Annotated in this window: 21 protein-coding genes; 10 read left to right on the top strand and 11 right to left on the bottom strand. The window is 72.3% G+C overall.

Going from position 1 to position 22,787, the window contains the following annotated elements; translation table 11 throughout:
• Positions 1 to 12: 12 nt before the first annotated feature.
• The 6 genes from ACZ5GP_RS16725 to ACZ5GP_RS16700 form a co-directional block, all read right to left on the bottom strand.
• A complete protein-coding gene (locus tag ACZ5GP_RS16725; protein WP_468751537.1) occupies positions 13 to 1,497 on the bottom strand; it encodes an aldehyde dehydrogenase family protein in 1,485 nt (494 codons plus the stop codon).
• On the bottom strand, positions 1,494 to 3,233 hold the full coding sequence (locus tag ACZ5GP_RS16720; protein WP_468751536.1) for an N-acyl-D-amino-acid deacylase family protein: 1,740 nt from the start codon (positions 3,231 to 3,233) through the stop codon (positions 1,494 to 1,496). Before ACZ5GP_RS16720 ends, ACZ5GP_RS16725 begins: the two co-directional genes overlap by 4 nt.
• Positions 3,234 to 3,504: 271 nt before the next feature.
• On the bottom strand, positions 3,505 to 4,632 hold the full coding sequence (locus tag ACZ5GP_RS16715; protein WP_468751535.1) for an LLM class flavin-dependent oxidoreductase: 1,128 nt from the start codon (positions 4,630 to 4,632) through the stop codon (positions 3,505 to 3,507).
• 149 nt (positions 4,633 to 4,781) lie between these two features.
• Entirely contained in the window at positions 4,782 to 5,591 is an 810-nt protein-coding gene (locus ACZ5GP_RS16710; protein WP_468751534.1) for an SDR family NAD(P)-dependent oxidoreductase, read from the bottom strand.
• A 42-nt stretch (positions 5,592 to 5,633) separates the two neighbouring features.
• Positions 5,634 to 6,542: an LLM class F420-dependent oxidoreductase gene (locus ACZ5GP_RS16705; RefSeq protein ID WP_468751778.1), complete on the bottom strand. Its 909-nt coding sequence runs from the start codon at positions 6,540 to 6,542 to the stop codon at positions 5,634 to 5,636.
• 204 nt (positions 6,543 to 6,746) lie between these two features.
• The gene (locus ACZ5GP_RS16700) at positions 6,747 to 7,985 is read right to left on the bottom strand and encodes an amidohydrolase family protein (RefSeq protein ID WP_468751777.1); all 1,239 of its coding nucleotides are present in this window, start codon (positions 7,983 to 7,985) and stop codon (positions 6,747 to 6,749) included.
• A 311-nt stretch (positions 7,986 to 8,296) separates the two neighbouring features.
• On the opposite strand from ACZ5GP_RS16700, the gene afsR reads away from it, so the two are divergent.
• The 3 genes from afsR to ACZ5GP_RS16685 all read left to right on the top strand — a co-directional run bounded on the left by afsR (position 8,297) and on the right by ACZ5GP_RS16685 (position 12,052).
• Positions 8,297 to 11,272, top strand: a complete 2,976-nt coding sequence (gene afsR, locus ACZ5GP_RS16695; protein WP_468751533.1) for an SARP-family global regulator AfsR — start codon at positions 8,297 to 8,299, stop codon at positions 11,270 to 11,272.
• 205 nt (positions 11,273 to 11,477) lie between these two features.
• Positions 11,478 to 11,654 carry a sigma-like protein gene (locus ACZ5GP_RS16690; RefSeq protein WP_468751532.1) on the top strand — a complete coding sequence of 59 codons (177 nt, stop codon included), beginning with the start codon at positions 11,478 to 11,480 and terminating at the stop codon, positions 11,652 to 11,654.
• A gap of 224 nt (positions 11,655 to 11,878) precedes the next feature.
• Positions 11,879 to 12,052 carry a hypothetical protein gene (locus ACZ5GP_RS16685; protein ID WP_468751531.1) on the top strand — a complete coding sequence of 58 codons (174 nt, stop codon included), beginning with the start codon at positions 11,879 to 11,881 and terminating at the stop codon, positions 12,050 to 12,052.
• Positions 12,053 to 12,087: 35 nt separating this feature from the next.
• Here ACZ5GP_RS16685 and ACZ5GP_RS16680 read toward each other — a convergent pair whose 3' ends face one another.
• Complete coding sequence (locus ACZ5GP_RS16680; RefSeq protein ID WP_468751530.1) at positions 12,088 to 12,954, bottom strand: hypothetical protein; 867 nt, start codon at positions 12,952 to 12,954, stop codon at positions 12,088 to 12,090.
• Positions 12,955 to 13,031: 77 nt separating this feature from the next.
• On the opposite strand from ACZ5GP_RS16680, the gene ACZ5GP_RS16675 reads away from it, so the two are divergent.
• Entirely contained in the window at positions 13,032 to 13,646 is a 615-nt protein-coding gene (locus tag ACZ5GP_RS16675) for a hypothetical protein (protein ID WP_468751529.1), read from the top strand.
• A 70-nt stretch (positions 13,647 to 13,716) separates the two neighbouring features.
• Here the strand turns inward: ACZ5GP_RS16675 and ACZ5GP_RS16670 are convergent, their stop codons facing one another.
• The 3 genes from ACZ5GP_RS16670 to ACZ5GP_RS16660 all read right to left on the bottom strand — a co-directional run bounded on the left by ACZ5GP_RS16670 (position 13,717) and on the right by ACZ5GP_RS16660 (position 15,580).
• The gene (locus tag ACZ5GP_RS16670; RefSeq protein ID WP_468751528.1) at positions 13,717 to 14,052 is read right to left on the bottom strand and encodes a hypothetical protein; all 336 of its coding nucleotides are present in this window, start codon (positions 14,050 to 14,052) and stop codon (positions 13,717 to 13,719) included.
• A gap of 18 nt (positions 14,053 to 14,070) precedes the next feature.
• Positions 14,071 to 14,976 (bottom strand): radical SAM/SPASM domain-containing protein, encoded by a 906-nt coding sequence (locus tag ACZ5GP_RS16665; protein WP_468751527.1) that lies wholly within the window; start codon positions 14,974 to 14,976, stop codon positions 14,071 to 14,073.
• A gap of 82 nt (positions 14,977 to 15,058) precedes the next feature.
• The gene (locus ACZ5GP_RS16660; RefSeq protein ID WP_468751526.1) at positions 15,059 to 15,580 is read right to left on the bottom strand and encodes an NUDIX domain-containing protein; all 522 of its coding nucleotides are present in this window, start codon (positions 15,578 to 15,580) and stop codon (positions 15,059 to 15,061) included.
• 206 nt (positions 15,581 to 15,786) lie between these two features.
• Between ACZ5GP_RS16660 and ACZ5GP_RS16655 the strand changes: the two genes are divergently transcribed.
• Positions 15,787 to 17,142 (top strand): tetratricopeptide repeat protein, encoded by a 1,356-nt coding sequence (locus ACZ5GP_RS16655; protein ID WP_468751525.1) that lies wholly within the window; start codon positions 15,787 to 15,789, stop codon positions 17,140 to 17,142.
• Between the two features lie 138 nt (positions 17,143 to 17,280).
• Positions 17,281 to 17,631: a hypothetical protein gene (locus ACZ5GP_RS16650; protein WP_468751524.1), complete on the top strand. Its 351-nt coding sequence runs from the start codon at positions 17,281 to 17,283 to the stop codon at positions 17,629 to 17,631.
• Positions 17,632 to 17,777: 146 nt separating this feature from the next.
• Here ACZ5GP_RS16650 and ACZ5GP_RS16645 read toward each other — a convergent pair whose 3' ends face one another.
• Positions 17,778 to 19,457 carry a FadD3 family acyl-CoA ligase gene (locus ACZ5GP_RS16645; RefSeq protein WP_468751523.1) on the bottom strand — a complete coding sequence of 560 codons (1,680 nt, stop codon included), beginning with the start codon at positions 19,455 to 19,457 and terminating at the stop codon, positions 17,778 to 17,780.
• 115 nt (positions 19,458 to 19,572) lie between these two features.
• Here ACZ5GP_RS16645 and ACZ5GP_RS16640 point away from each other — a divergent pair, with 115 nt between their 5' ends.
• From ACZ5GP_RS16640 to ACZ5GP_RS16625, 4 genes are all read left to right on the top strand, one after another.
• Positions 19,573 to 20,724 carry a lipid-transfer protein gene (locus ACZ5GP_RS16640; protein ID WP_468751522.1) on the top strand — a complete coding sequence of 384 codons (1,152 nt, stop codon included), beginning with the start codon at positions 19,573 to 19,575 and terminating at the stop codon, positions 20,722 to 20,724.
• An 85-nt stretch (positions 20,725 to 20,809) separates the two neighbouring features.
• Positions 20,810 to 21,271: a Zn-ribbon domain-containing OB-fold protein gene (locus ACZ5GP_RS16635; protein WP_468751521.1), complete on the top strand. Its 462-nt coding sequence runs from the start codon at positions 20,810 to 20,812 to the stop codon at positions 21,269 to 21,271.
• Positions 21,268 to 22,056 carry an enoyl-CoA hydratase/isomerase family protein gene (locus tag ACZ5GP_RS16630; RefSeq protein ID WP_468751520.1) on the top strand — a complete coding sequence of 263 codons (789 nt, stop codon included), beginning with the start codon at positions 21,268 to 21,270 and terminating at the stop codon, positions 22,054 to 22,056. Before ACZ5GP_RS16635 ends, ACZ5GP_RS16630 begins: the two co-directional genes overlap by 4 nt.
• Before the next feature lie 101 nt (positions 22,057 to 22,157).
• Positions 22,158 to 22,760 carry a hypothetical protein gene (locus ACZ5GP_RS16625; protein ID WP_468751519.1) on the top strand — a complete coding sequence of 201 codons (603 nt, stop codon included), beginning with the start codon at positions 22,158 to 22,160 and terminating at the stop codon, positions 22,758 to 22,760.
• Positions 22,761 to 22,787: the final 27 nt, after the last annotated feature.

Genomic DNA, 22,787 nt, shown 5'->3' with positions numbered 1-22,787 from the left:
TCAGGGCGGTCCTCAGCCGGGCCAGACGATCGACTGGAGTTCGCTGTAGGCGTGCAGCGCGTACGAGCCGACGTCGCGGCCCACGCCGCTCTTCTTGAAGCCGCCGAACGGCGCCTCCATGTTGCGGGCGACCGTGTTGACGCCGACGCCGCCCACCCGCAGGCGGCCCGCGACACGGAAGGCGCGGGCCACGTCACCGGACCAGACGTAGTCGATGAGCCCGTAGTCGCTGTCGTCGGCGAGGGCGAGCGCCGTCTCCTCGGCGGCCTGCGGGGTGGCCCCTTCGAAGGGGACGACCACGACGACCGGGCCGAAGATCTCCTCCCGGACGACCCGCATGTCCGGCGTGCAGTCGGCGAGCAGCGTGGGGGCGACGTAGCAGCCCTTGTCGAGGCCGGGCCCCACGGGGCGTTCGCCGCCCGCGACGACCCGGGCGCCCTCCTCGCGGCCGATCCGCACGTACGACTCGATCCGGTCGCGGTGCGCGGCGGAGATGACGGGCCCGACGACCGTGTCCGGCGCGCGCGGGTCCCCGACCTTCAGGCGGCCGGCGTATCCGGCCAGCATCTCCACCAGCCGCTCGTACACCCCGCGCTCGGCCAGGACGCGGGTGGGCGCGGTGCAGATCTGGCCGCTGTAGAAGGAGAAGGTGGTGCCGATCCCGGCGACCGCCGCCGTCAGGTCGGCGTCGTCGAAGACGATCGCGGCGCCCTTGCCGCCCAGCTCCATCAGCTGCCGTTTCATGTGCCGCCCGCACACCTCCCCGATGCGCTGCCCGACGGCGGTCGACCCGGTGAAGCTGACCATGTCGACGTGGCGCGAGCCGACGGCGGCCTCGCCGACGGCCGCGTCCGTGCCGCAGACGACGTTGACGACCCCCGGCGGCACCCCCGCCTCCGCCAGCGCGGCCGCCATCCGGAAGACGGAGAGGGGGTCCTGCGGGGCCGGCTTGACCACGACGGTGTTGCCCATGGCGAGTGCGGGCGCGACCTTGCCCGCCGGGTTCGCCCAGGGGTTGTTGTACGACGTGACGCAGGTGACGACCCCGACGGGCCGCCGCACCGCGACCGCGCCCGTCACCCCGGCCCTCCCCATCGGCCCCGCCTCGCTGAGCTGCGGCGGAAGTCCGCTCTCCACCGGCTCCAGCGCGCCCTTCGCGTACCGCTGGAAGCGGGCTGCCGCCACCGCGACCTGCATGCCCCGCGCGGTGGCGGTCGTCGCGCCGGTCTCGGCCCGGGCGAGTTCCGCGTACGGGACGAGGTCGCGCCGGATGATCGCGGCCGCGCGGGACAGGACGGCGGCCCGCTCCTGCGGCGACGTGCGGGACCAGCCCGCGAGGGCGGCACGGGCCGCCGAGGCGGCGTCCTCGGCCTGCGCGCGGCTCGCCTCGGGCGCGAGACCGACCACCTCCCCGGTCGCCGGGTCGATCACCTCGTAGTGCCCGCCGTCGGGCTCGACCCACTCGCCGCCGACGAACAGCCGCTGCGCGTCGCTCACTTGGTGCTCACCGTCCTGGTGTCCCGCCCGGAGCGCAGCACCCTGCCGGGCACGGCGCCGGTGACGGCGTCCTCGCGGATGACCTCGACGCCGTTGACCCACACCGCGTCGACGCCGATCGCCCTGGAGTCCAGGCGGGGGCTCTCGCCGGGCAGGTCGTGGACGAGGGTGGCCTTCCCCGCGTCGATCCGCTCGGGGTCGAACAGGACCAGGTCGGCGTGGTGGCCCTCGACGATCCGGCCGCGCTCGCGCAGTCCGAGGAGCCGCGCGGGATCGTCGGTGAGCATCTTCACGGCCTGTTCGAGCCCGACCAGCTTGCGCCCGCGCAGGCAGTCCCCGAGGAACCGGGTCGTGTACGGCGCCCCGCACATGCGGTCCAGGTGCGCCCCGGCGTCGGAGCCGCCCAGCAGGACGTCCTCGTGCTCCCAGGTCCGGGCGCGCAGGGCCCAGGAGTCGGGGTCGTTGTCGGCGGGCATCGGCCACAGCACCGTACGCAGGTCGTCGTGGGCGCAGATCTCCACGATGCACTCGAAGGGTTCCTGGCCGCGTTCGGCGGCGATGTCGGCGACGACGCGTCCGGTGAGGCCGTCGTTCGCCGTGGAGTACGTGTCCCCGATGACGTACCGGTCGAAGCGGGCCAGGCGCCGGAAGACGCCGGCCTCCTTGCTGTCCGCGCGCCGCAGCATCCCGGCGCGCACCTCCGGGTCGCGGAGCTGCGCGATCCGCTCGGGCACGGGCAGCCCGAGGACGTCGCCCCAGCCGGGGATGAGGTTGAGGGCGCAGAACGTGCCGAGCGACATGTTCATCGGGGTGAGAATCGGCATGGTGAGGGCGACGACACGGCCGCCGGCCCGGCGGGCGCGTTCGCTCGGCACGAGCTGGCGGGGCACGCGTTCGGGGACGGCGGCGTCGATGGTGAGGACGTTCCAGTTCAGGGGCCGCCCGGCGGCGACGCTCATCTCCACCAGCAGGTCGATCTCGTCGTCCGCGAACTGGTCCAGGCACCCGGCGACGATCGCCTCCAGCTGCGTGCCCTCGTGCTCGGCGACGGCCCGGGACAGGGCGAGCAGCTCGTCGGGCCGTGCGTACCGGGACGCCACGGGCTGCCCGTCACCGTCGGAGTGGGTGGTGGACCGCGTGGTGGAAAGGCCCCAGGCGCCGGCGTCCATCGCGTCGTGGCAGAGGTCGAGCATCTGCCGCAGCTGGTCGGGGGTGGGCTGCCCGCCGACGGCGTCCGCGCCCATCACGTACCGCCGCAGGGCGCAGTGCCCGACCATGAACCCGGCGTTGACGGCGATCCGCCCCTCCAGGGCGTCCAGGTACTCCCCGAAGGAACTCCACGTCCAGGGCGCGCCCTCCTCCAGCGCGACCAGCGACATGCCCTCGACCTTCGCCATCATCCGCCGCGTGTAGTCGGCGTCCTCGGGCCGCGCGGGATGCAGCGGCGCGAGCGTGAACCCGCAGTTGCCGCCCGCGACGGTCGTCACGCCGTGGTTGAGGGACGGTGTCGCGTACGGGTCCCAGAACAGCTGGGCGTCATAGTGCGTGTGCGGATCGACGAACCCCGGCGCGAGCACCCGCCCCTGGGCGTCCTCGCTCGTCACGGCCCGCTCGGTGACGGTGCCGGGTGCGGCGATGACGGCGATGCGGCCGCCCCGGATGCCGACGTCGGCGCCGAAGGCGGGGGCGCCGGTCCCGTCCACGACGGTGGCCCCCTTGATGAGGTGGTCGAGCATGACGGGACGTCCCCTTCCGGAGAGCGGAATGGTCTGCGCGCACCCGGCGCGTCGATTTCGGAGAGCGGAATGGTCCGTGCGCAATCGGTGCGTCGAGCGAGTCGAAGCCCGGACCGGCGGAAATCCAGCCCGTCCGGCGTTTGAGGACGAGCCCGAAGGGCGATGGGGGGTCCGGGGCACAGCCCCGCGTCGGCAACAAGGCCCCCGCCCGAGCCCGGCAGGGCCCCGGCCTCCGTCCGGGAGAGGAGGCCGGGGCAGCTGAAGGGCGCCCTCAGGAAGAAGCCGCCGCCCGGAACCGGGAGGTCCGATGCACGGGGTCCGTGTCGATCTTGGGAATGACATGCTCCCCGATCAGCCGGATCGTGTTCTTCGTGTCCTCGGGCGAGACCCCGATGGGAAGCCCGAAGCTGAGCTGGTCGGCCCCGGCCTGCTCCCACCGCTTGCACTGCCGGAAGACCTCGTCCGGGTCGCCGCAGATCATCAGCTCCTCGGCGATGAGCAGTTCGATGATCTCCTCGCTGTAGGCGGGGAGCAGCTCGGGCCACCGGGGGATGCCCTCGGGCCGGGGGAACGTGTCGTGGTAGCGGAAGAGCAGCGACTGGAGGTAGTTGAGCCCGCCGCCGACGGCGATCTCGACGGCCTTGGCGTGCGTCTCGGCGCAGATGGCCGTTGAGGTCACCATGACGTTGTCGTTGACGAAGTCCCCGACCGCCTCGGCGTCCTTGACGGCGTTCTTGTAGGACTCCACGACCCACTCCATGTCGGAGACCTTCTGCACGCTGAAGCCGAGCACGCCGAGGCCCTTCTTCCCGGCCATCGCGTACGAGGAGGGGGACCCGGCGGCGTACCACATGGCGGGGTGCGACTTCCCGTAGGGCTTGGGCAGGATCTTGCGCGGCGGCAGCGACCAGTGCTTGCCCCGGAAGCCGACGTATTCGTCCTGGAGCCACATCTTGGGGAACTCGGCGATGGTCTCTTCCCAGATCTCCTTGGTGTGGTTCATGTCGGTGATGCCCGGCATGAACCCGAGGATCTCGTGCGAGCCGGCGCCCCGCCCGGTGCCGAACTCGAAGCGCCCCTCGGAGAGGTGGTCGAGCATGGCGACCTTCTCGGCGACCTTCACGGGGTGGTTGACGGGCGCGAGCGGGTTGAAGATGCCCGATCCGAGGTGGATGCGGTCGGTGGCGTGGGCGAGGTAGCCGAGGTAGACGTCGTTGGCGGAGAGGTGGGAGTACTCCTCCAGGAAGTGGTGTTCGGAGGCCCAGGCGTACTTGAAGCCGGCCTTGTCGGCCTCGATGACGTACTCGGTCTCCTCGATGAGCGCCTTGTGCTCCGCTTCGGGGTCGACCCTGGCCCGCGCGGCGGGCACGTATCCCTGTACAAAGAGACCGAATTCCACGGAGGTTCACCGTCCTCGTGAGGTCTGGCGGTCGCGGCGGCAACCCTTTCTGACGCCCCGTCAGTTCAGGATGCGTCGACTGTTCCACCCGCCCCCCGGACCGTCAAGACCTGACGGCCCGTCACCTACGGGGGTGCACTCCCCGCGTCTCAGATGACGCTGACGCCCGCCAGCCAGCCGCCGTCGATGACGAAGGGCTGGCCGGTGATGTACGAGGAGTCGTCGCCGGTGAGGAAGAGCGCGAGGGCCGCGATCTCCTGGGGCGTGCCGATCCGCCCCATCGGCACCAGCTTCCGGTACAGCTCGGCGACCGCGCCCTTCGCCACCTCGGGGTCGGCGCCCGGATCGAGCTGGGCGGGGTTGGTCATGGCCGTGTCGACCGCCCCCGGGCACACGGCGTTGACGCGGATCCTGCGCGAGGCCAGCTCCAGCGCGGCGACCCGGGTCAGCCCGAGGACGGCGTGCTTGGTGGCGGCGTACGCGCCGACGTACGCCATGCCGGTGAGCGCCGCGTAGGACGCGGTGTTCACGATGGTGCCGCCGCCGGCGTCCGCGATCTCGGGGGCGACGGTGCGGATGCCGAGGAAGCAGCCGATCTGGTTGACCTGGATGATCTGCTGGAACTCCGCCAGGGGTGTGGCGAGGAGTTCGTTGAAGCGGAGGATGCCCGCGTTGTTGACGAGCCCGTCGACCTTGCCGAAGGTGTCCTTGGCGGTGGCCACGGCGGCCTGCCAGTCCTCTTCGCGGCCCACGTCGAGGTGGACGTAGAGCGCGGCGCCCTTCGCGCCCCGCACCCCGGCGTCCGCGCCGATCTCCTTGACGAGCGCCTCGCCCTGCGCGTCGAGCACGTCCGCGACGACGACCTTGGCGCCCTCGGCGGCGAACAGCCGCGCCTCCTGCTCGCCCTGCCCGCGCGCCGCGCCGGTCACGATGATCACGCGGTCGTCCAGCTTGCCCATGGGAACGCTCCTCGGTCGGTGGAGTGGGGTGGGGCGGTGTGCTCACGCGTCGAGATGCGGGGCCACGTCGGCAGCGAACGCCCGCATCTGGTCCGTGAGTTCGGTCCGGCTGCGGCTGCGGAAGCGGACCTGGATCTGGTCGACGCCCATCGCCGCGTACGCGCGCAGCGACTCCGCGAGGGCGTCCGGTCCGCCGTGGAGCGTCCGGCGGCCGACGGGCCGGCCCGGCTCCCCGACGTACAGGGGCTCGGTGATCGCGCCGACGACGATCGGCTCCTCGATGCCCGCCTCCTCCCGCAGCCGCCGGAGCAGCGCGATCCGCGCGGGCAGCTCGTGGCGCGGATCGCCCTGCGGCAGCCAGCCGTCACCCCGAGTCGCCGCGCGGCGGACGGCGGCGGGCGAGGAGCCGCCGACCCACACGGGGACGTGGCGCTGCGCGGGGCGGGGCAGCTGGCCGAGGTCGCCGAAGTCGTAACGGGGGCCGTGGTGTTCCGGATACGCGTCCGGGCCGAGCGCGGCCTTCAGGGCGTCGATCGTCTCGTCCAGCAGCGGGCCGCGCCGCGCGAAGTCGACGCCGAGGGCGGCGAACTCCTCCGGCACGTGCCCCGCCCCGACCCCGAGGATCAGGCGGCCGCCGCTGAGGTGGTCCAGGGTCGCGTACTGCTTGGCGGTGACGAGGGGGTGACGCAGGCCCACGACGGCCACGTGGCTCAGCAGGCGGACGTGCTCGGTGACGGCGGCGAGGTGGGCGAGGGTCGCGACGGGGTCGTACCAGACGAGACCCATGGCGTCGGCGAGACGGCGGGGCACGGCGACGTGATCGCAGCAGGCGACATAGGCGAAGCCGGCGCGGTCCGCCGTGCGGGCGATCTCGACGAGGTCGCCGGGGGTGGCGGCGGCCTCCCACGCCTCGGCGTAGAGGGAACTCTGCGACTGGACGGGCAACTGCATTCCGTACACGACCACTGGCCCCACACCCCCACCTCACCCCGGCGGCACGGCACGCACCGGGGAGGGTCCATGGTCGTAGCTGACACCTCGTCAGACAAGGGCGCCGGAAGCCTGCGTCACCTTTCGGTGCGCGAGGCCCGTGCCCCCGGAGGGGGAATCAGTGTGCGGCCAGGGGGCATGCACGGAGCACCGAGGCGGGCGGCGTCACGCCCCCGCCCACAGTCCCGCCCCCGTCAGACCCAGCAGCTCGATCGCGTTGCCCCGTACGATGCGGTCCACGACGTCCGGCGCCAGGTGGCCCATCTGCGCCTGGCCCACCTCACGGGACTTCGGCCACGTGGAGTCGGAGTGCGGGTAGTCCGTCTCGTAGAGCACGTTCCCGACCCCGATCGACTCCAGGTTCCGCAGGCCGAAGGCGTCGTCGAAGAAGCATCCGTACACGTGCTCGGCGAACAGTTCGGACGGCGGCCGGTGGACCTTGTCGGCGACGCCGCCCCACCCCCGGTTCTCCTCCCACACCACGTCCGCGCGCTCCAGGACGTAGGGGATCCAGCCGATCTGGCCTTCCGCGTACATGACCCGCAGGTTCGGGAAGCGCTCGAACTTGCCGCTCAGCAGCCAGTCGACCATCGAGAAGCAGCAGTTGGCGAAGGTGATCGTGGAGCCGACCGCCGGCGGCGCGTCCGCCGAGGTGGACGGCATCCTGCTGGAGGAGCCGATGTGCATGGCGATGACGGTCCCGGTCTCGTCGCACGCCGCGAGGAAGGGGTCCCACGCGTCGGTGTGGATCGACGGCAGCCCCAGGTGCGGCGGGATCTCGGAGAAGGCGACCGCCCGCACCCCGCGCGCGGCGTTGCGCCGCACCTCGGCGGCGGCCAGCGATGCGTCCCACAGGGGGATCAGGGTGAGCGGTATGAGGCGGCCGTGGGCGTCGGGGCCGCACCACTCCTCGACCATCCAGTCGTTGTACGCGCGGACGCCGAGGAGCCCCAGTTCGCGGTCGGCGGCCTCGGTGAACGTCTGCCCGCAAAAGCGCGGGAAGGTGGGGAAGCACAGGGCGGACTGGACGTGGTTGACGTCCATGTCGGCGAGGCGGTCGGGCACGCTGAAGGAGCCCGGGCGCATCTGCTCGTAAGTGATGACCTCCAGCCTGATCTCGTCCCGGTCGTACCCGACGGCCGTGTCGAGGCGGGTGAGCGGCCGGTGCAGGTCCTCGTACACCCACCAGTCCCCGACGGGCCCCTCGTCCCCTTTCTCCCCCATGACCGGGGCGAACCTGCCGCCCAGGAAGGTCATCTCCTTCAGCGGGGCGCGGACGACCCGTGGGCCGGTGTCCCGGTACCTGGCCGGGAGCCGGTCCCGCCAGACGTGCGGGGGTTCGACGGTGTGGTCGTCCACCGAGATGATCCTCGGGAAGCTCGCCGTGCTGTCCGCGCTCTCCATCGTCTCCATGCGGCCCACGGTAGCGCCGATCTGATGGGCCGTCAGCTAGTCATGCCCGGGTCGCCCGCGCCCCCTTGGGGCACCGGCGTCACGCGGGACGCGGTGCGAGGACCCTGTGAGAGCCGTCTCCCACGGCTGACGCATCCGGCGTGGACAAGGCAAACTGGCGGGGTGCACGACCGAGGCACGGCCCGGGCCCGCCACAGGCGCCGCACGGGCACGGCCGAGGGCATGACCGAACGAGGCACGACGCGGGCAGGGCAGGCCCGCGACCGGCAGGATTTGGGAACGGCAGGGCGGCAGGGGGAGCGATGGTCGATGTACCGCGAGTACCGGAGCAGTGGCGTCCGGCCTCGGGGAACATCCCCGAGGAGCGGACCGAGGGGCACCCCGAGGCCGGGGCACCACGCTTCACCGTGCTCGGACCGGTGCGGGCCTGGCACGGCACGGAGCAGCTCCCGACCGGCTCACCACAGCAGCGGGCCCTCCTCGCGGCCCTCCTGCTGCGGGACGGCCGTACGGCCACGGCCTCGGAGCTGATCGACGCCCTGTGGGGCGAGGAGTCACCTTCCCAGGCACTGGCGGCGGTCCGTACGTACGCGTCGCGGCTGCGCAAGGTGCTGCCCCCCGGAGTTCTCATCAGCGAATCCGGCGGGTACGCCCTCCAGGTCGCCGACGGCGCCCTGGACCTGGCCGTGGCGGAGGACCTCTGGGCGGCGGCCGAGAAGGCGCGCGGCGTCGGTGACCTGTGCACGGCGCGCACCCTGGTGAACAAGGCACTCGCCCTGTGGGACGGCGAACCGCTCGCCGGCGTGCCCGGACCGTACGCCGAAACCCAGCGCACCCGGCTCGACGAGTGGCGACTGCAACTGGTCGAATCGCGCCTCGACATGGACCTGGAGGTCGGCTGCCACGCGGAGGCCGTCTCCGAGCTGACGGCCCTGACGGCCGCCCACCCGCTGCGCGAGCGCCTGCGCGAACTGCTGATGCTGGCCCTCTACCGCAGCGGCCGCCAGGCCGAGGCCCTCGCGGTCTACGCGGACACGCGGCGGCTGCTCGCCGACGAGCTGGGCGTGGACCCGCGCCCCGGCCTCAAGGACCTCCAGCAGCGCATCCTCCAGGCCGACCCGGCCCTCACCGAGCCCTCGGCCGCCGCGCCGGAACCGGCGGCCGCCGTGGTCCGCCCGGCCCAGCTCCCCGCGACGGTCCCCGACTTCACGGGCCGCGCCTCCTTCGTGAGCGAGCTGAGCGACATCCTCTCCGCCGCCGAGGGCCGCGTGATGGCGGTCTCCGCGCTCGCGGGCATCGGTGGCGTCGGCAAGACGACCCTCGCCGTCCACGTCGCGCACGTGGCCCGCGCCCACTTCCCCGACGGCCAGCTCTACATCGACCTCCAGGGCGCCGGCGCGCGGGCGGCGGAGCCGGAGACCGTCCTCGGCGCGTTCCTGCGGGCCCTCGGCACCCCCGACTCCGCGATCCCGGACACCCTGGAGGAGCGGGCGGCCCTCTACCGCTCCGTCCTGGACGGCCGCCGCGTCCTGGTCCTCCTGGACAACGCGCGCGACGCCGCGCAGGTACGTCCCCTGCTGCCCGGCATGGAGGGCTGCGCGGCGCTGGTCACCAGCCGCGTCCGCATGGTCGACCTGGCCGGCGCGCACCTGGTGGACCTCGACGTGATGTCCCCCGAGGAGGCGCTGCTCCTGTTCACCCGCATCGTCGGCGAGGAGCGGGTCACCTCGGAGCGGGAAGCGGCCCTCGACGTCGTCGCGGCCTGCGGCTTCCTGCCGCTCGCCATCCGCATCGCCGCCTCGCGCCTCGCGGCGCGCCGCACCTGGACCGTCTCCACGCTCGCGGCGAAGCTCGCGGACGAGCGCCGCCGCCTGGACGAGCTCCAGGCGGGCGACCTCGCCGTCAAGGCCACCTTCGAACTCGGCTACGGCCAGCTGGAACCGTCCCAGGCCCGCGCCTTCCGCCTGCTCGGCCTCGCCGACGGCCCCGACCTGTCCCTCGCCGCCGCGGCGGCCGTCCTCGACCTGCCCCTGGAGGAGACGGAGGACCTCCTCGAGTCCCTGGTCGACACCTCCCTGGTCGAATCGGCGGCCCCCGGCCGCTACCGCTACCACGACCTCGTACGTCTCTACGCGCGCGCGTGCGCCGAACGCGACGAACAGCCGCCGAGCGAGCGCGAGGCGGCGATGTCGCGGCTGCTGGACTTCTACCTGGGTTCGGCGGCCCGGGTCTACGCCATCGAACGCCCCGGTGACCGCACGGTGGACCACCTGGCGGTCACCACCCGGGCCGGCCTCGACTTCACCGACAGCGGCACCGCCTTCGACTGGCTGCACACGGAGGCGTCCTGCATCCTGGCGTGCGTCCAGCACTCGCTGGGCCGCGACAGCCTGCGGCGCGCGGTGGACCTGCTGCTCGCCTCGAAGGACCTCGCGGAGTCGGGGGCCATCTCCTACCGGTACGAGATGGCGACGCGCGCCGCCTGCGAGGCGGCCGCCGAGGCGGGGGACGCGCTCGCCGAGGGCCGGGCCCGGGTGACGCTCGCCCAGGTGCTCAACAAGTACGGACGCTTCGACGACGCCTCCGCCCAGCTGGAGCGGGCCGCCGCGCTCGCCGCGCGGTCCGAGGACCCGTGGACCACCGGCAACGCCCTGAACGAACAGGGCATCGTCAACAACTGCGTCAACCGGCCCGCCGTGAGCGAGATCCATCTGCGGACCGCCATCGAGGTCTTCCGCGCCGACGGCAACCGCCACAGCGAGGCGAGCGCCCTGTGCAACCTGTCGCGGGCGCTCCTGGCGATGGGCCGCACCACCAGATCGATCGAGCTGGCCCGGCAGGGCATCGCGGTCTACAGCGACCTCGGGGTCACCTACCGGCTGGCCAACGCGAAGTACGCCCTCGGCCTCGCCCTCAGCGACGCCGGGCGCCGCGCGGACGCCCTGGACCAGCTGACCGACGCCCTGCAGATCTTCGCCACGAACCGCCAGCGCCTGTGGCAGGGCACGACGCACTACCGCGTCGCCCAGGTGCACCTGGCGGACCGGCGCGCGACACAGGCGGCCCAGCACGCCGAGCAGGCGCTCGCCATCGGCTGCGTGGGCGGTGAGTGGATGCGGGCCAATGTGCTGACCCTGCTGGGCGAGTCCCTCGTCAGCCTCGGGCAGTCGGACCGGGCTCAGGCCTGCTGGCGCGAGGCCCTGGCCATCCACGAGGAGGCGGGCGCCCCGGAGGCCGACCGGGTGCGGTTCCTGCTGGCGCCGTCCGCCTGCGCCTGACCCCGCTCGCGGCGGCGTTCATCGAACGTTTATGAGGAGCTGCCACTCTCAAGGAGTCGATCCGTCGCGTCGGGGGGCAGACGGGTCGCACGGGCCCTGCGGTTAAGGTGAGCGGCCCACTACGCCCGTTCGGCGATCCTCGGGGGAGTTGCCGAGCGGGCGTGGCTGTCCCGAAAACCCCGCTCAGACGAAGGAGTTGTCGTACATGAGCGAGATCGACAAGAACATCGGTGTCACCACGATGGCGGAGGGCCACACGCCCGTCCCGCCCAAGGACGGCGCCGTCACCACCCAGGGCGAGGGGCACACGCCCCTGCCGCCCAAGGACGGCGTCTTCACCACCCAGGGCGAGGGCCACACGCCGGTCCCGCCCCAGGGCTGACCCCACAGCTGCACATCACGACGGGGGAGTGATCGGCCGCGGCGGCGCGGAGGGGAAGCCGCCGCGGCCGACGCATGCCCGGGGTGCCGGGCCCGCTGGGCCCGCCGTCGCGCCTCGGGTGTGCCACGCCGCCCCGCCGTCCCGCCGCCGGAACCGAACGTTCGGCCGTCTCGTCAGTAGGGTCCCCTGCTGTTGGAAGTCCCCGCCCCACCCGAGGAGTTGGCATGACCCGTAGCAAGAAGTTCCTCGTCGCTCTCGCCCTGGCGGCCGCCGCCACCGGCATAGCGGCCTCACCGGCGCTCGCCGACAGCCACACGCCGTCCATCACCCTCGGCGACAGCCACACGCCGTCCGTGCCGCTCGGTGACGGCCACACGCCGTCGGGCCCGCAGGCCTGATCCGCCCGCCCCCGAGGGGGCCGACGGGGCCGGGCTCACCGCTCGGCCCCGTTCACCAGGCGCCGCAGCGAGTCCTTGACGGCCGCCACGAAGGACTCCCGCGTCGCCTCGTCCAGCAGGTCCAGGGACAGGTACGGGTTGAGGTCCTCCAGCTCGACCAGGAGCAGCTCGCCGGTCCGGGTGCGGCAGGCGTCCACGCGCTGGATGCCGTGGTCGATCGCGTTCCAGTCGACGAAGCGCTGCGCGAAGGCGAGGTCCGCGGGGGTGGGGGCGTAGCGCTCCAGGTGCCAGCGCTTGTCGGGGGCGGGGGCGTGGAGCGCGTACTGGAAGGCGCGGTCGACGAAGTAGAACGAGACCTCGTACGTGAAGTCGACGCGCGGCTGGATCAGCAGGTCGCGGCGGCCGGGGGGCAGCGCCGCGAGCGCCCGCCTCGACAGGAACTCCAGGCCTATCGAGTCCGCGCCCTGTTTCGGCTTGACCGCGTAGGTGTCCGCGTCCGGGAGCCGGCCGATGTCACGGGGGTCGTCGACGGTGGGGATGACGGGGAGGCCGGCGGCGGTGAGGTCCAGGAGGTACTGCTTGCCGACCATGTCCGCCCTGCCGGTCAGCTGGTTGTACACGCGTGCCCCGGCGCGCGCCGCACGGGCGGTGAAGTCGTCCCACCGGTCCTGGTAGTGCAGGACGGGCCCGCTGTTGCGGACCATGACCGCGTCGAAGGCGGACGTCTCCATCAGGGCGGCCGCGTCCAGGGGGTGGCACAGGGCCACGTCGAAGTCCTCGCGGAGTCGGGCGGTGAGGTGGATGTCCTCGTCGCAGTAGCGGCGGCCCTTGGCCTGGTAGGCGGGGTCCGTGACGAACAGGAGGCGGGGGCGGGTGGGCCGGGCGGGGTGCTCTGGGTGCATCCCGTGATCGTCGCAGAGGGCAGAGGGGTGACGGCGGGGCCGCCGTGGCGTACGCCCTGCATGGCAGAGTCGTGCACATGCCGACCACACCGACGAACCGACGACATGTCGCCCTGGCCGCAGTCCTGTTGGCGGCCGCGCTGCCCCTGACCGCCTGCGGCGACGAGAAGCGGACGGATGCCGCCCCGGCCGCCCCCCGCGACGCCGCCGGCCCCACCGCGTCCGCCACTCCCTCGGCGCCGGGCGCCTCCCCCTATGTGGAGCCCGGAGTGGGGGACGGCGCCCCGCACTACGGCGAGAACAGCGCCCCACGCCGCCCCGGCGACATGTCCGCCGCCGACGAACGGGAAGCGCGGGCCGAGGCCGCCCGCATGAGACCCGTCCTGAAGCGGCTCTGGCGGCAGCGGAAGTGGGACCCGGACAGCGTGCGCGCCGCGCTCACCGACAACCTCGGGTACAAGCCGCGCGAGACGACCCGCGCGGGCAAGCTGCTCGGCGGCGAGCTGGAGGTGAGGGAGATGTACCAGCGCTACGAGGGCGACGACTACGTCACCCCCGAGGGCGCGATGATCGGCCTCTACGTAGGGGACGACGCCTGCGTGACCGCCTTCGTCCAGAAGGCCGACTACGGCGCCAGGGCCAACGGCCGCTTCATGGAGACCGGCTGCATGGAACCACCCATCGGCCACTGACCCGTAGCCCGCGGTCATGGCACGCGAAGCCCCGCCGAGCGGCGGTGTCCCGGAGCCCGTCAGCGCCCTCTCAGTGCTTGTCATGCTCGCGCAGTACGGCCCGCCTCCGGTGATAGAGCGGACCCGCCGCGAAAGCCGCGTGCGCGGGTGAGGGCGCCGCCTCTTCGATCACGTGCTGAGCGGCTGCCTTGACCGCCGCTCCCCACGCGAGGACGTGCTGTCGGGCGGTGCGCCCACACTGCTGCGGCTCCCCGGGCAGACACAGCGGCAACGACGGACCGAGCTGATTCGCCGCGTGCCGCAGGTAGCGCGCGATGGCGGCCCAGTCGTCGTCGGTGCGGTCTGCCGCCGGGTCCGGAACGGTGTCCCCGACCCATGCGCCGTACTCGTCGCCGTGGTCGTCCATGGTTCTCCTTGATGCGGGTCAAGCAGATGCGCCGATGGTAGCGACGCCCGGCGCACTTCCCGCCTCCCTCGGGTCACAGAAACCCACCGAGGGAACGCAGGGTTGGCAGGGACCGCACATCGGGAGGAACTGCGGCGGTGTGCACGCCTGTGCTCCGGGACCGTGCACCGCCGCGATATCGGCGGCCACCGCGGCCATCTGCGAGCCGCCCCACACTTCGGCGAGCGGCGCCGCCTTGACGTTGCCAAGGCTGAGGAAGCGTCCGAGCACACAGGGCCAGACGTCACCCGTAGGGCCGATGGCGCACTTTTCATGCGCGCAGTGCCCGCACAAGTCCTTGATGGTGGGGGCCGCGCCAAGACTGGCCCGACCGAACGCGCGGGCCCTGTCTCCACCCACCGCATCGACACCGAGCACCGTGAGGTCCCGAGCCGCTTCCTGTGCGCGCTGCCCCGCACGCACGGCGACGACTCCGCCGCGCAGGGGGATGCCGAGTTCCAGCGCTCTCACGACGTTGGCGCGTGTCTTCTTGTGCGATCCCTTGAGCTGCGTCACCTGATCGTGTTCCTGCGCGCTGTCCGAGTAGTACGACGTGGCGAGCTTGACCCCGCAGCGCTTGAAGGTGTCCCACAAGGGCTCTCGGACGTGCGTCAGGTTCGAGAACACCTCGATGCCGAGTCCACGTCCATGTGCGTGCTCGATCAACTCGGGCAGGTGGGGGTACAACGTCGGCTCGCCCCCGATGAACTGAACGTCCAACGCGTCCATGTCGGCGAGCTGGTCCAGCACGTTCGCCCAGTCCTTCACGGTCATCGTGCCGTGGGTGCCCTGCGGTGACGAGTCGGCGTAACAGTGGGTGCAGATTTCGTTGCACACCCCTGTCACCTCCAGCCATGCAAACTTGAGTGGCGTCGTTGCTGCCATGAGCGATCCCCTGTCCGTGTCGGCGGGTCCTCTGGTGCGCGGTCCGGCGGGGAAGCGGCCACTTCCCCGCCGGTTTCACGGGTCAGCCGGTCGCAACCACCGGCTCGCCCAGCTGATACAGCGGCAACCGCATTCCGAAGGAGAAGGCGCGCGCCGCGGCCTGCACCCGCCTCACCTCGTAGGGACACGCCACGCTGTCCAAGTCGGCGGCCGCCACCCATCGCACGTCCGACAACTCGGAACGCGCCGATTCCGGCAGCGCTACTGCGGCGGCTTCATTCGCGGTGAGTGTTCCGCCGTCAACGACGATGTTGTATTTTTCGGCACTCGTGCCGTCCTCACTCGCGGGCACCTGGTCGATCATCAGCGCGTGCGTGACGTGCGCCTTGATTCCGGTCGCCTCGTGCAGCTTTCGCACGGCGGCAGCGGCAACGGTCTCCCCCGAAAGCACACCGCCGCCGGGGAGCTGCCACCCCCGCTTGTCGTCTGCCTGCTTGTACCGGGGCTTGACCATGAGTACGTCCCCGTACCCGTTGCGGACCAGGACCACGGCCTCGATGCGCCTGCGGGGCGGGGCAGCGGGATCAATGTCAGCATGTGCCATCTGGATTGCCTCTCTTGGTGGGGATCCCGGTACCGAGCACGGCGACCGCGGAGAGCACCATCCACTTCACGTCCACGGCTCGGCTCCGTTCACCGGTGATCGCTCCTGCCTCTACGCAACCGTGTGAACACGCTGAGGGGTACCTTGGAAGCAGTGCCGAAGTATGAAAGCCATGAACGCCGGACCGTCTGGCAGGAGTTGAGGGCATGGCGCCACGCACACGCACGCCGAACGTTGATCTGGCGCGACTGCTTGAGCAGGCCAAATGGAGCCGGTCCCAGTTCGCTATCGTCATCAACCGGCTGGGGGCGGAGGCCGGATTGGCGCTCCACTACGACCAGTCCGCGGTCTCCCACTGGATCAGCGGCACGGTCCCAAGGGTTCCGGTCAGGCGCGTGATCCTTGAGGCGTTCTCTCGAAAGCTGCATCGCACCGTGACGCACGCCGAGGCAGGGCTACCGGTCGCACCGTCCGACCAGGCGTCGCCGGGCATCGACACGGTGGAAGAACTAGTCGACCTAGGGAGGGCCGACATGGACCCCACTCGTCGCGGTGTCATCGCCGCGGGCGGTCTGTTCTCAGCAGCCCTGACCGTGCCATTGTTCACCGACGTGGCGCGAGCCGCTGGAACTGTCCCGGTGGTTCCCGGTAAGGCCACGGTTCGGATCGGGTCAGGGCAAGTCGAGTCAGTGCGGAGGATGACGGAAAAGATCGCGGATATCCTGGACGAACTGGGAGGGGCTCACGCCCGCCCCATGGCCGCCGCCTTCCTGGTCCACACGGTGGCCCCGTGGCTCCGCGCCGAGGCATCTGCGGCCGTCAGGACAGATATGTACGCAGCGGCGTCCGACCTGACCTACCTGACCGGCTGGATGGCCATGTACGAGCGGGACCACCGTACCGCCCAGGAGTACTACACAAGGGCGCTGGAACTCGCCGGCTACGCGGACGATCACGTGACGTACTGCCGAACATTGCGGGGCATGAGCCTCCAGGCGTCCAACCTTGGATACGGTGCACGGGCCCTGCAACTTGCCGACTCGGCGGCAGAGGCTGCCCCGAAGGGCGGCCCTCGACTCAGCGCCTTTCTGACGGGACAGCAAGCACACGCCACGTCAATGGTCGGCGACCACAGACGCGCAAGGCGCTTGCTGGCGGAGACAGAGGTATCGCTGATGAAAGCCGACAACCGTCGTGAAGCCGTCGGAGGTTACGACCAGTCCGCCTACGCGTTCCACGTCTCCCATGTGCTCTACGAGGCGAAGGATCTCCCCGGCTCGATCAGCGCGTTGCAACAGGCACTAAAGGTGCAGCCGAAAAGCGAGCGGCAGGGCCGGGTGCATTTCAACGCTGTACTTGCCCAACGCCAACTGCAGTACGGGCATGTCGATGCTGCGTGCGAGTCGTGGAGAAGGTTCCTGGACGACTACGAACACATTTCCTCTGCCCGAGGGGACGAGCACTTCGAGACCATGCGGCTCCGTCTGAAGCCCTACGCGCGTACACGTGCTGTGCGGGCCATCTCCCCACGAATCGCTGCCGTAGCGCAGTTAAAGGGGTAGGAGGTCGCTCCGGCATCCGGGGTCCTTGTGCGGGCGTCGCCGACGGGGGCAAGGCCCGGAGTCTCCGGTGCCGTCGCCACCCGGGTGGCTGCTACCAGTGACGGGAACCGGCACAGGCAGTTGATCGTCATGCAGAGCATGCCCTCCGCTCTCATTCTCGGTTTCGACCCGCACGCAGTGCCCGGTATGGACGGGGACGCCATGCGCGCCGTCCTGGACGAGGAACTGGCCCGTTTCGGCGAACGTGGCGTCGATGTGTCGATGACGCTGATCGCGCCGGACGAATCAGCCGGGGCCACGGTGGCCGCGGCGCTGTCCGAACGCGACTGGGACGTCGTCGTCATCGGGGGCGGGATACGCAAGCCCGAACCCCTGCTGACGTTCTTCGAGCAGGTCGTGAACCTGGTCCGGCAGCACGCGCCGGGGGCCGCCATCGCGTTCAACACGGGCATCGACGACAGCGTCGAGGCAGCCATGCGGTGGCTGTGAGCCCCCGCCCGGCAAAGGGCCCGGGAGCTACCATGCCGGTCAGGGCGTCGAGTCGCCACTGACCTTGTCGTGGTGGGCGTCGAGGACGTCGAATGAGCCGAACAAGGGGGGCTCGGAACCGTCCGGCGCGCGGTGGGCCCCAGGGTTCAGGGTCGTCGTGGCGCACCCGGCGCGGTGGGGCCGTCCTCCGGCCGGCCGGTCGGGGGCCTCTCCCGCAGCTGCCCCTTCACCACCTTCCCGCTCGCGTTCCTCGGCAGGTGGTGGACGAACTCCACCGTCCGCGGCACCTTGTAGTTCGCCATCTCCCGGCGGGACCAGGCGATCAGGTCGTCCGCCGTCACCGTCGAGCCCGGGCGTCGCACCACGTACGCCCGGCCGACCTCGCCGAGTCTCGGGTCCGGTACGCCGATCACCGCGACGTCCGCCACGTCCGGGTGGGCGGTGAGCAGTTGCTCTATCTCGGCGGGGTAGGCGTTGAAGCCGCCGACGACGAACATGTCCTTCATGCGGTCCGTGACGCGCAGGTTGCCCCGCACGTCCAGGACGCCGATGTCCCCGGTGCGCAGCCAGCCGTCCGGTGTCACCGCGCGGGCCGTCTGCGCCGGGTCCTCGAAGTAGCCCCGCATGACGTGGTGGCCGCGGACGTGGATCTCGCCGGGGTGGCCGGGGGAGAGCGGCCGGCCCGCCGGTGACACCACCCGCACCTCCGTGTCCGGTATGGCCCGGCCCGACGTCGAGGCGATGACCTCCGGCGCGTCGTCCCTCCGGCACATCGTGACGATGCCGCTCGCCTCCGAGAGGCCGTACGCGGTGAGGACCGTGCCCACCCGCAGTTCGTCGCGCAGCCGCTCGACCAGCCGGAGCGGCACGACCGCCGCGCCCGTCACCACGAGCCGCAGCGCCGACAGGTCGTGCCGGCCGCGGGCGGGGTGGTCGAGGATCGCCTGGTGCAGGGTGGGCGGGCCCGGCAGGACGGAGACGCGTTCGGCGGCGATGTTGGCGAGGACGGTGTCGACGTCGAAGACCGGCTGGGGGATCATCGTGGCGCCCCGCGTCAGGCAGGCGATGATCCCGGCCTTGTAGCCGAAGGTGTGGAAGAAGGGGTTCACGATCAGGTAGCGGTCGCCCTCGCGCAGGCCCGCCAGTTCGCTCCACACGTCGTAGCAGCGCAGCGTCTGCGCGTGGGTGGTCACGACGCCCTTGGGGCGCCCGGTCGTGCCCGAGGTGAAGACGATGTCCGAGGGCGCCGAGCCGTCGATCGCCCGCGCCCGCGCGCGGACGGCCGCCGCGTCCACGCCGTCACCGCCCGCGAGGAAGTCGTCCCAGGTCCGGAAGTCCCGCGGGGCGTCGTCGCAGAGGACGACCACCTGTTCCAGGTGCGGAAGTCCCGGCAGCGGCCCGCTCCCCGGGCCCTCGGCCGCCGCACGGCGCAGGGAGGCGACGTAGGACGTGCCGAGGAAGGTACCGGTGACGAAGAGGAGCCGCGCGCGGCTGCGGGCCAGGACGTAGGCGGCCTCCGCGCCCTTGAAGCGGGTGTTCACCGGGACGAGGACGGCCCCCGCCGAGACCGCGCCGAGCGCGCAGACGATCCAGTCGAGGGTGTTGGGGGCCCAGACGGCGACGCGGTCGCCGGGCTCGACGCCGCTCACCGCGCAGGCCGCCGCCGCCCGCTCCACGCGCCGGCCCAGCTCCCCGTACGAGATGCGGGTGCGGCCCTCCACGACCGCCTCCCGGTCGCCGTACCGCTCGGCGGCCGACCGGACGAGGCCGGGGACGGTGCCCCACCGCAGGTCGCCACGGATCACAGGCCCCAGGTCGCCGCGCATCGCAAGCCCCTCCCACCGCACCAGCTGACTGACCGTCAGATTAGCGGTAGCCTGACGCACTGTCAGCAGCCCGGACGCCCGCCGGGTCGCCCCTCTCGCGGAGGTGTCGCCACCCATGCCTTCCCTCAAGGACGCCACGGCGATCGTCGGGATCGGCCAGACCGCGTACGCCCGGCAACTGCCGGACAGCGAACGGACGTTGGCGTGCCGGGCGATCCTCGCCGCGCTCGACGACGCGGGCATCGCCCCGTCCGAGGTGGACGCCTTCGCCTCGTACACGATGGAGGAGACCGACGAGGTCGAGGTCGCCAAGGCCGTCGGAGCGGGCGACGTCACCTTCTTCAGCAAGGTCGGCTACGGCGGCGGCGGCTCCTGTGCCACCGTCGCGCACCTCGCCGCCGCGATCGCGACCGGCCAGGCGGGCGTCGGCGTCGCCTGGCGGTCCCGCAAGCGCGGCAGCGGCCCCCGCCCCTGGAAGAACACGGCCGTCCAACTGCCCACGCCCGCCCAGTGGACGCGCCCCTTCGGCCTGCTCCGCCCGGCCGACGAGATCGCGATGCTCGCGCGCCGCCACATGCACGAGTACGGCACCACCCGCGACCACCTGTTCAACGTCGCCCTCGCCTGCCGCAACCGCGCCAACCAGAACCCCGCCGCGATGATGTACGACCGTCCGCTGACCCGCGACATGTATATGACCTCGCGCTGGATCAGCGAACCGCTCTGCCTCTTCGACAACTGTCTGGAGACGGACGGGGCGTTGGCGTGCGTGGTGGTCTCCGCCGAGCGGGCCCGCGACTGCCGCGCCCGGCCCGTGTACGTCCACTCCGTCGCGCAGGGCCTGCCCGCGCAGCACCACGGCATGGTCAACTACTGGAACGACGACCCGCTCTCCGGGCCCGCCTGGACGGCCGCCCGGCACCTGTGGAAGCAGGCCGACTTCGGCCCGCAGGACGTGGACGTCGCGCAGATCTACGACGCGTTCACCCCGCTCATCCCGCTCTCCCTGGAGGGCTACGGCTTCTGCGGGCGCGGCGAGGGCGGCGCGTTCACCGAGGGCGGCGCCCTGGAGAGCGGCGGCCGGCTGCCCCTCAACACGGGCGGCGGCGGCCTCAGCGAGGCCTACGTCCACGGCTTCAACCTCATCACCGAGGGCGTCAAGCAACTGCGGGGCACCTCCACCGCCCAGGTCCCGGACGCGGCCACCTGCCTGGTGACGGCCGGCGAGGGAGTCCCCACCTCGGCCCTGCTCCTGCGGGCCCCCTGAGGGGCGGGGCGCCCGCGAACCCTCAGGGGCGCGGTGAACCGCGTGAGCGGCCACGACGATCCCCCTCCCGGCAAAGGACGATCACATGGCAGACGCGACCACGACGACCACCGGGCTGCTCCGCCCCACCATGGACGACGACGGCGCCCCCTTCTGGAGCTACGCCGCCCGAGGCGAACTCCGCGTACAGCGGTGCGCCGCCCCCGCGTGCGGCGAACTCCGCTTCCCGCCCCGCCCCTGCTGCCCGCACTGCCACTCCTTCGACAGCGAGTGGCACAGGACGAGCGGCCACGGCCGCATCTGGTCCTACGTCGTCCCCCATCCCCCGCTCCTGCCCGCCTACGCCGCGCTGGCCCCGTACAACGTGGTCCTGGTCGAGCTGGCCGACGCCCCCCGCATCCGCCTCGTCGGCAACCTCGTCTCCTCCCCCGACGCCCCGCTGGGCTCCGTCGACCCGGCCCGGCTGCGGATCGGCGCGCGGGTCCAGGCGGTCTTCGCCGACGTGGACGGGGTCACGCTCCCGCGCTGGATCCTGGAGCGCCCGTGACCGGGCCCGGCGGTGCCCTGCGCACCACCCTCGACGAGGACACCGGCGTGGCGGTCCTCACCCTGGACCGCCCGGAGCGGCACAACGCGATCGACCTGGCGACGGCCGCCGGGCTGACCGCCGCCTGGCGGCGGTTCCGGTACGACGACTCGGTGCGCGCGATCGTGGTGACCGGCGCGGGCGACCTGGCCTTTTGCACCGGCATCGACCGGGCCGCCGAGGTGCCGCAGCCCGGCTCCCCGTACATGATCGACGACCCGCTCGTCGCGATCGGCCCGAAGGCGAACGACCTCTGGAAACCGGTGATCGCCGCCGTCAACGGCATGGCGTGCGGGGGCGCGTTCTACCTGCTGGGCGAGGCGGAGTTCCTGATCGCCGACGAGCACGCCACGTTCTTCGACCCGCACACCGCCTACGGGATGGTCAGCGCGTACGAGACGATCCACATGGCGCAGCGCATGCCGTTCGGCGAGGTCGCGCGGATGGCGCTGCTCGGCACGGCCGAGCGGATCTCGGCGCGCAGGGCGTACGAGACGGGTCTCGTCTCGGAGCTGACGGCGCCGGGCGGCGCACGGGAGGCGGCCGTGCACGCCGCCGAGATCATCGCCTCCTACCCCCCGGAGGCGGTGCAGGGCACGGTCCGGGCCCTGTGGACGGCGAAGGAGGCCGCCCGCTCCCAGGCGCTGGCCCACGCGCCGCATCTGATCGCCCTCGGGAACCTGCCGCCCGAGCGGCAGGCGGAGCTGTTCGGGGGACGCCGGGGCGGCGGCTTCCGGGTCCGCTAAGGCGTGCGGCCGCGTGGCGGGGGTGCCGGACCCGGCGTAGCGTCGATCTTGAGAGCCGCGTACGGAGCCACCGTGCGTGGACGACGTACGAGGAGGCCGGCATGGTCCGCAACGTCCTCGGCACGGTCCTCGCTCTCATCGGAGCGACGGCCGCCGTATGGAGCCCCTTCCGAGCCTGGTACGACGGCCGTCACGGGCGCGACTACCGCCTGGGCGAGCTGTTCTCCGGGGGCGGGATCACCGACTCCGGGGCGGAGCTCTTCGGCTCGCTCTTCCTGCCCCTTGCCTGCGCGGCGCTGGTGACGCTGGTCGGGCTGCTGCTGCGGTCCCGGCTGCTCGTGGCGCTCGCGGGCGTCGTCGTGCTCGGTTTCGCGGTGCTGTGGATGGTCCGCCAGGGCCAGGAGGAGGGGAGCCTGTCCGTCTCCGGCGACGGCTCGGGCCTCGGCCTCGGCGTCCTCGCGGCGCTCGGCGGCGGGGTCCTGCTCCTGCTCGCGGCGGCGCTCATGGCCGGACGCCCGCGCGCCGCGGGGCCGGCGTACGACGACACCGGCACACCGGAGCCCCGCCGCCCCGGCCGCCGTCCGCGCCGCGCCGGGCGTCACGCGCAGGGCCACCGGGACGACCCCGACCGCAACCGCCCGTTCTGGGAGAAGCGTCCGGAGGACGCCCTGGACCATCCCCCGGAGGACCCCCGGGACCGGTGAGGTTCCCGCGCCGGGCCCGGGGTGAGG

The organism is Streptomyces sp. NPDC031466 (assembly GCF_055581265.1).
Note: the sequence above shows the minus strand (reverse complement) of the source record. Positions and strands in the feature narration are given on the sequence as shown.

Excerpts from the sequence above, each read along its gene's own strand:
- ACZ5GP_RS16720 (WP_468751536.1), bottom strand. The coding sequence starts at position 3,233 with ATGCTCGACCACCTCATCAAGGGGGCCACCGTCGTGGACGGGACCGGC.
- ACZ5GP_RS16710 (WP_468751534.1), bottom strand. The coding sequence starts at position 5,591 with ATGGGCAAGCTGGACGACCGCGTGATCATCGTGACCGGCGCGGCGCGC.
- ACZ5GP_RS16705 (WP_468751778.1), bottom strand. The coding sequence starts at position 6,542 with ATGCAGTTGCCCGTCCAGTCGCAGAGTTCCCTCTACGCCGAGGCGTGG.
- ACZ5GP_RS16700 (WP_468751777.1), bottom strand. The coding sequence starts at position 7,985 with ATGGAGAGCGCGGACAGCACGGCGAGCTTCCCGAGGATCATCTCGGTG.
- afsR (WP_468751533.1), top strand. The coding sequence starts at position 8,297 with ATGGTCGATGTACCGCGAGTACCGGAGCAGTGGCGTCCGGCCTCGGGG.
- ACZ5GP_RS16690 (WP_468751532.1), top strand. The coding sequence starts at position 11,478 with ATGAGCGAGATCGACAAGAACATCGGTGTCACCACGATGGCGGAGGGC.
- ACZ5GP_RS16685 (WP_468751531.1), top strand. The coding sequence starts at position 11,879 with ATGACCCGTAGCAAGAAGTTCCTCGTCGCTCTCGCCCTGGCGGCCGCC.
- ACZ5GP_RS16680 (WP_468751530.1), bottom strand. The coding sequence starts at position 12,954 with ATGCACCCAGAGCACCCCGCCCGGCCCACCCGCCCCCGCCTCCTGTTC.
- ACZ5GP_RS16675 (WP_468751529.1), top strand. The coding sequence starts at position 13,032 with ATGCCGACCACACCGACGAACCGACGACATGTCGCCCTGGCCGCAGTC.
- ACZ5GP_RS16670 (WP_468751528.1), bottom strand. The coding sequence starts at position 14,052 with ATGGACGACCACGGCGACGAGTACGGCGCATGGGTCGGGGACACCGTT.
- ACZ5GP_RS16665 (WP_468751527.1), bottom strand. The coding sequence starts at position 14,976 with ATGGCAGCAACGACGCCACTCAAGTTTGCATGGCTGGAGGTGACAGGG.
- ACZ5GP_RS16660 (WP_468751526.1), bottom strand. The coding sequence starts at position 15,580 with ATGGCACATGCTGACATTGATCCCGCTGCCCCGCCCCGCAGGCGCATC.
- ACZ5GP_RS16655 (WP_468751525.1), top strand. The coding sequence starts at position 15,787 with ATGGCGCCACGCACACGCACGCCGAACGTTGATCTGGCGCGACTGCTT.
- ACZ5GP_RS16650 (WP_468751524.1), top strand. The coding sequence starts at position 17,281 with ATGCCCTCCGCTCTCATTCTCGGTTTCGACCCGCACGCAGTGCCCGGT.
- ACZ5GP_RS16645 (WP_468751523.1), bottom strand. The coding sequence starts at position 19,457 with ATGCGCGGCGACCTGGGGCCTGTGATCCGTGGCGACCTGCGGTGGGGC.
- ACZ5GP_RS16640 (WP_468751522.1), top strand. The coding sequence starts at position 19,573 with ATGCCTTCCCTCAAGGACGCCACGGCGATCGTCGGGATCGGCCAGACC.
- ACZ5GP_RS16635 (WP_468751521.1), top strand. The coding sequence starts at position 20,810 with ATGGCAGACGCGACCACGACGACCACCGGGCTGCTCCGCCCCACCATG.
- ACZ5GP_RS16625 (WP_468751519.1), top strand. The coding sequence starts at position 22,158 with ATGGTCCGCAACGTCCTCGGCACGGTCCTCGCTCTCATCGGAGCGACG.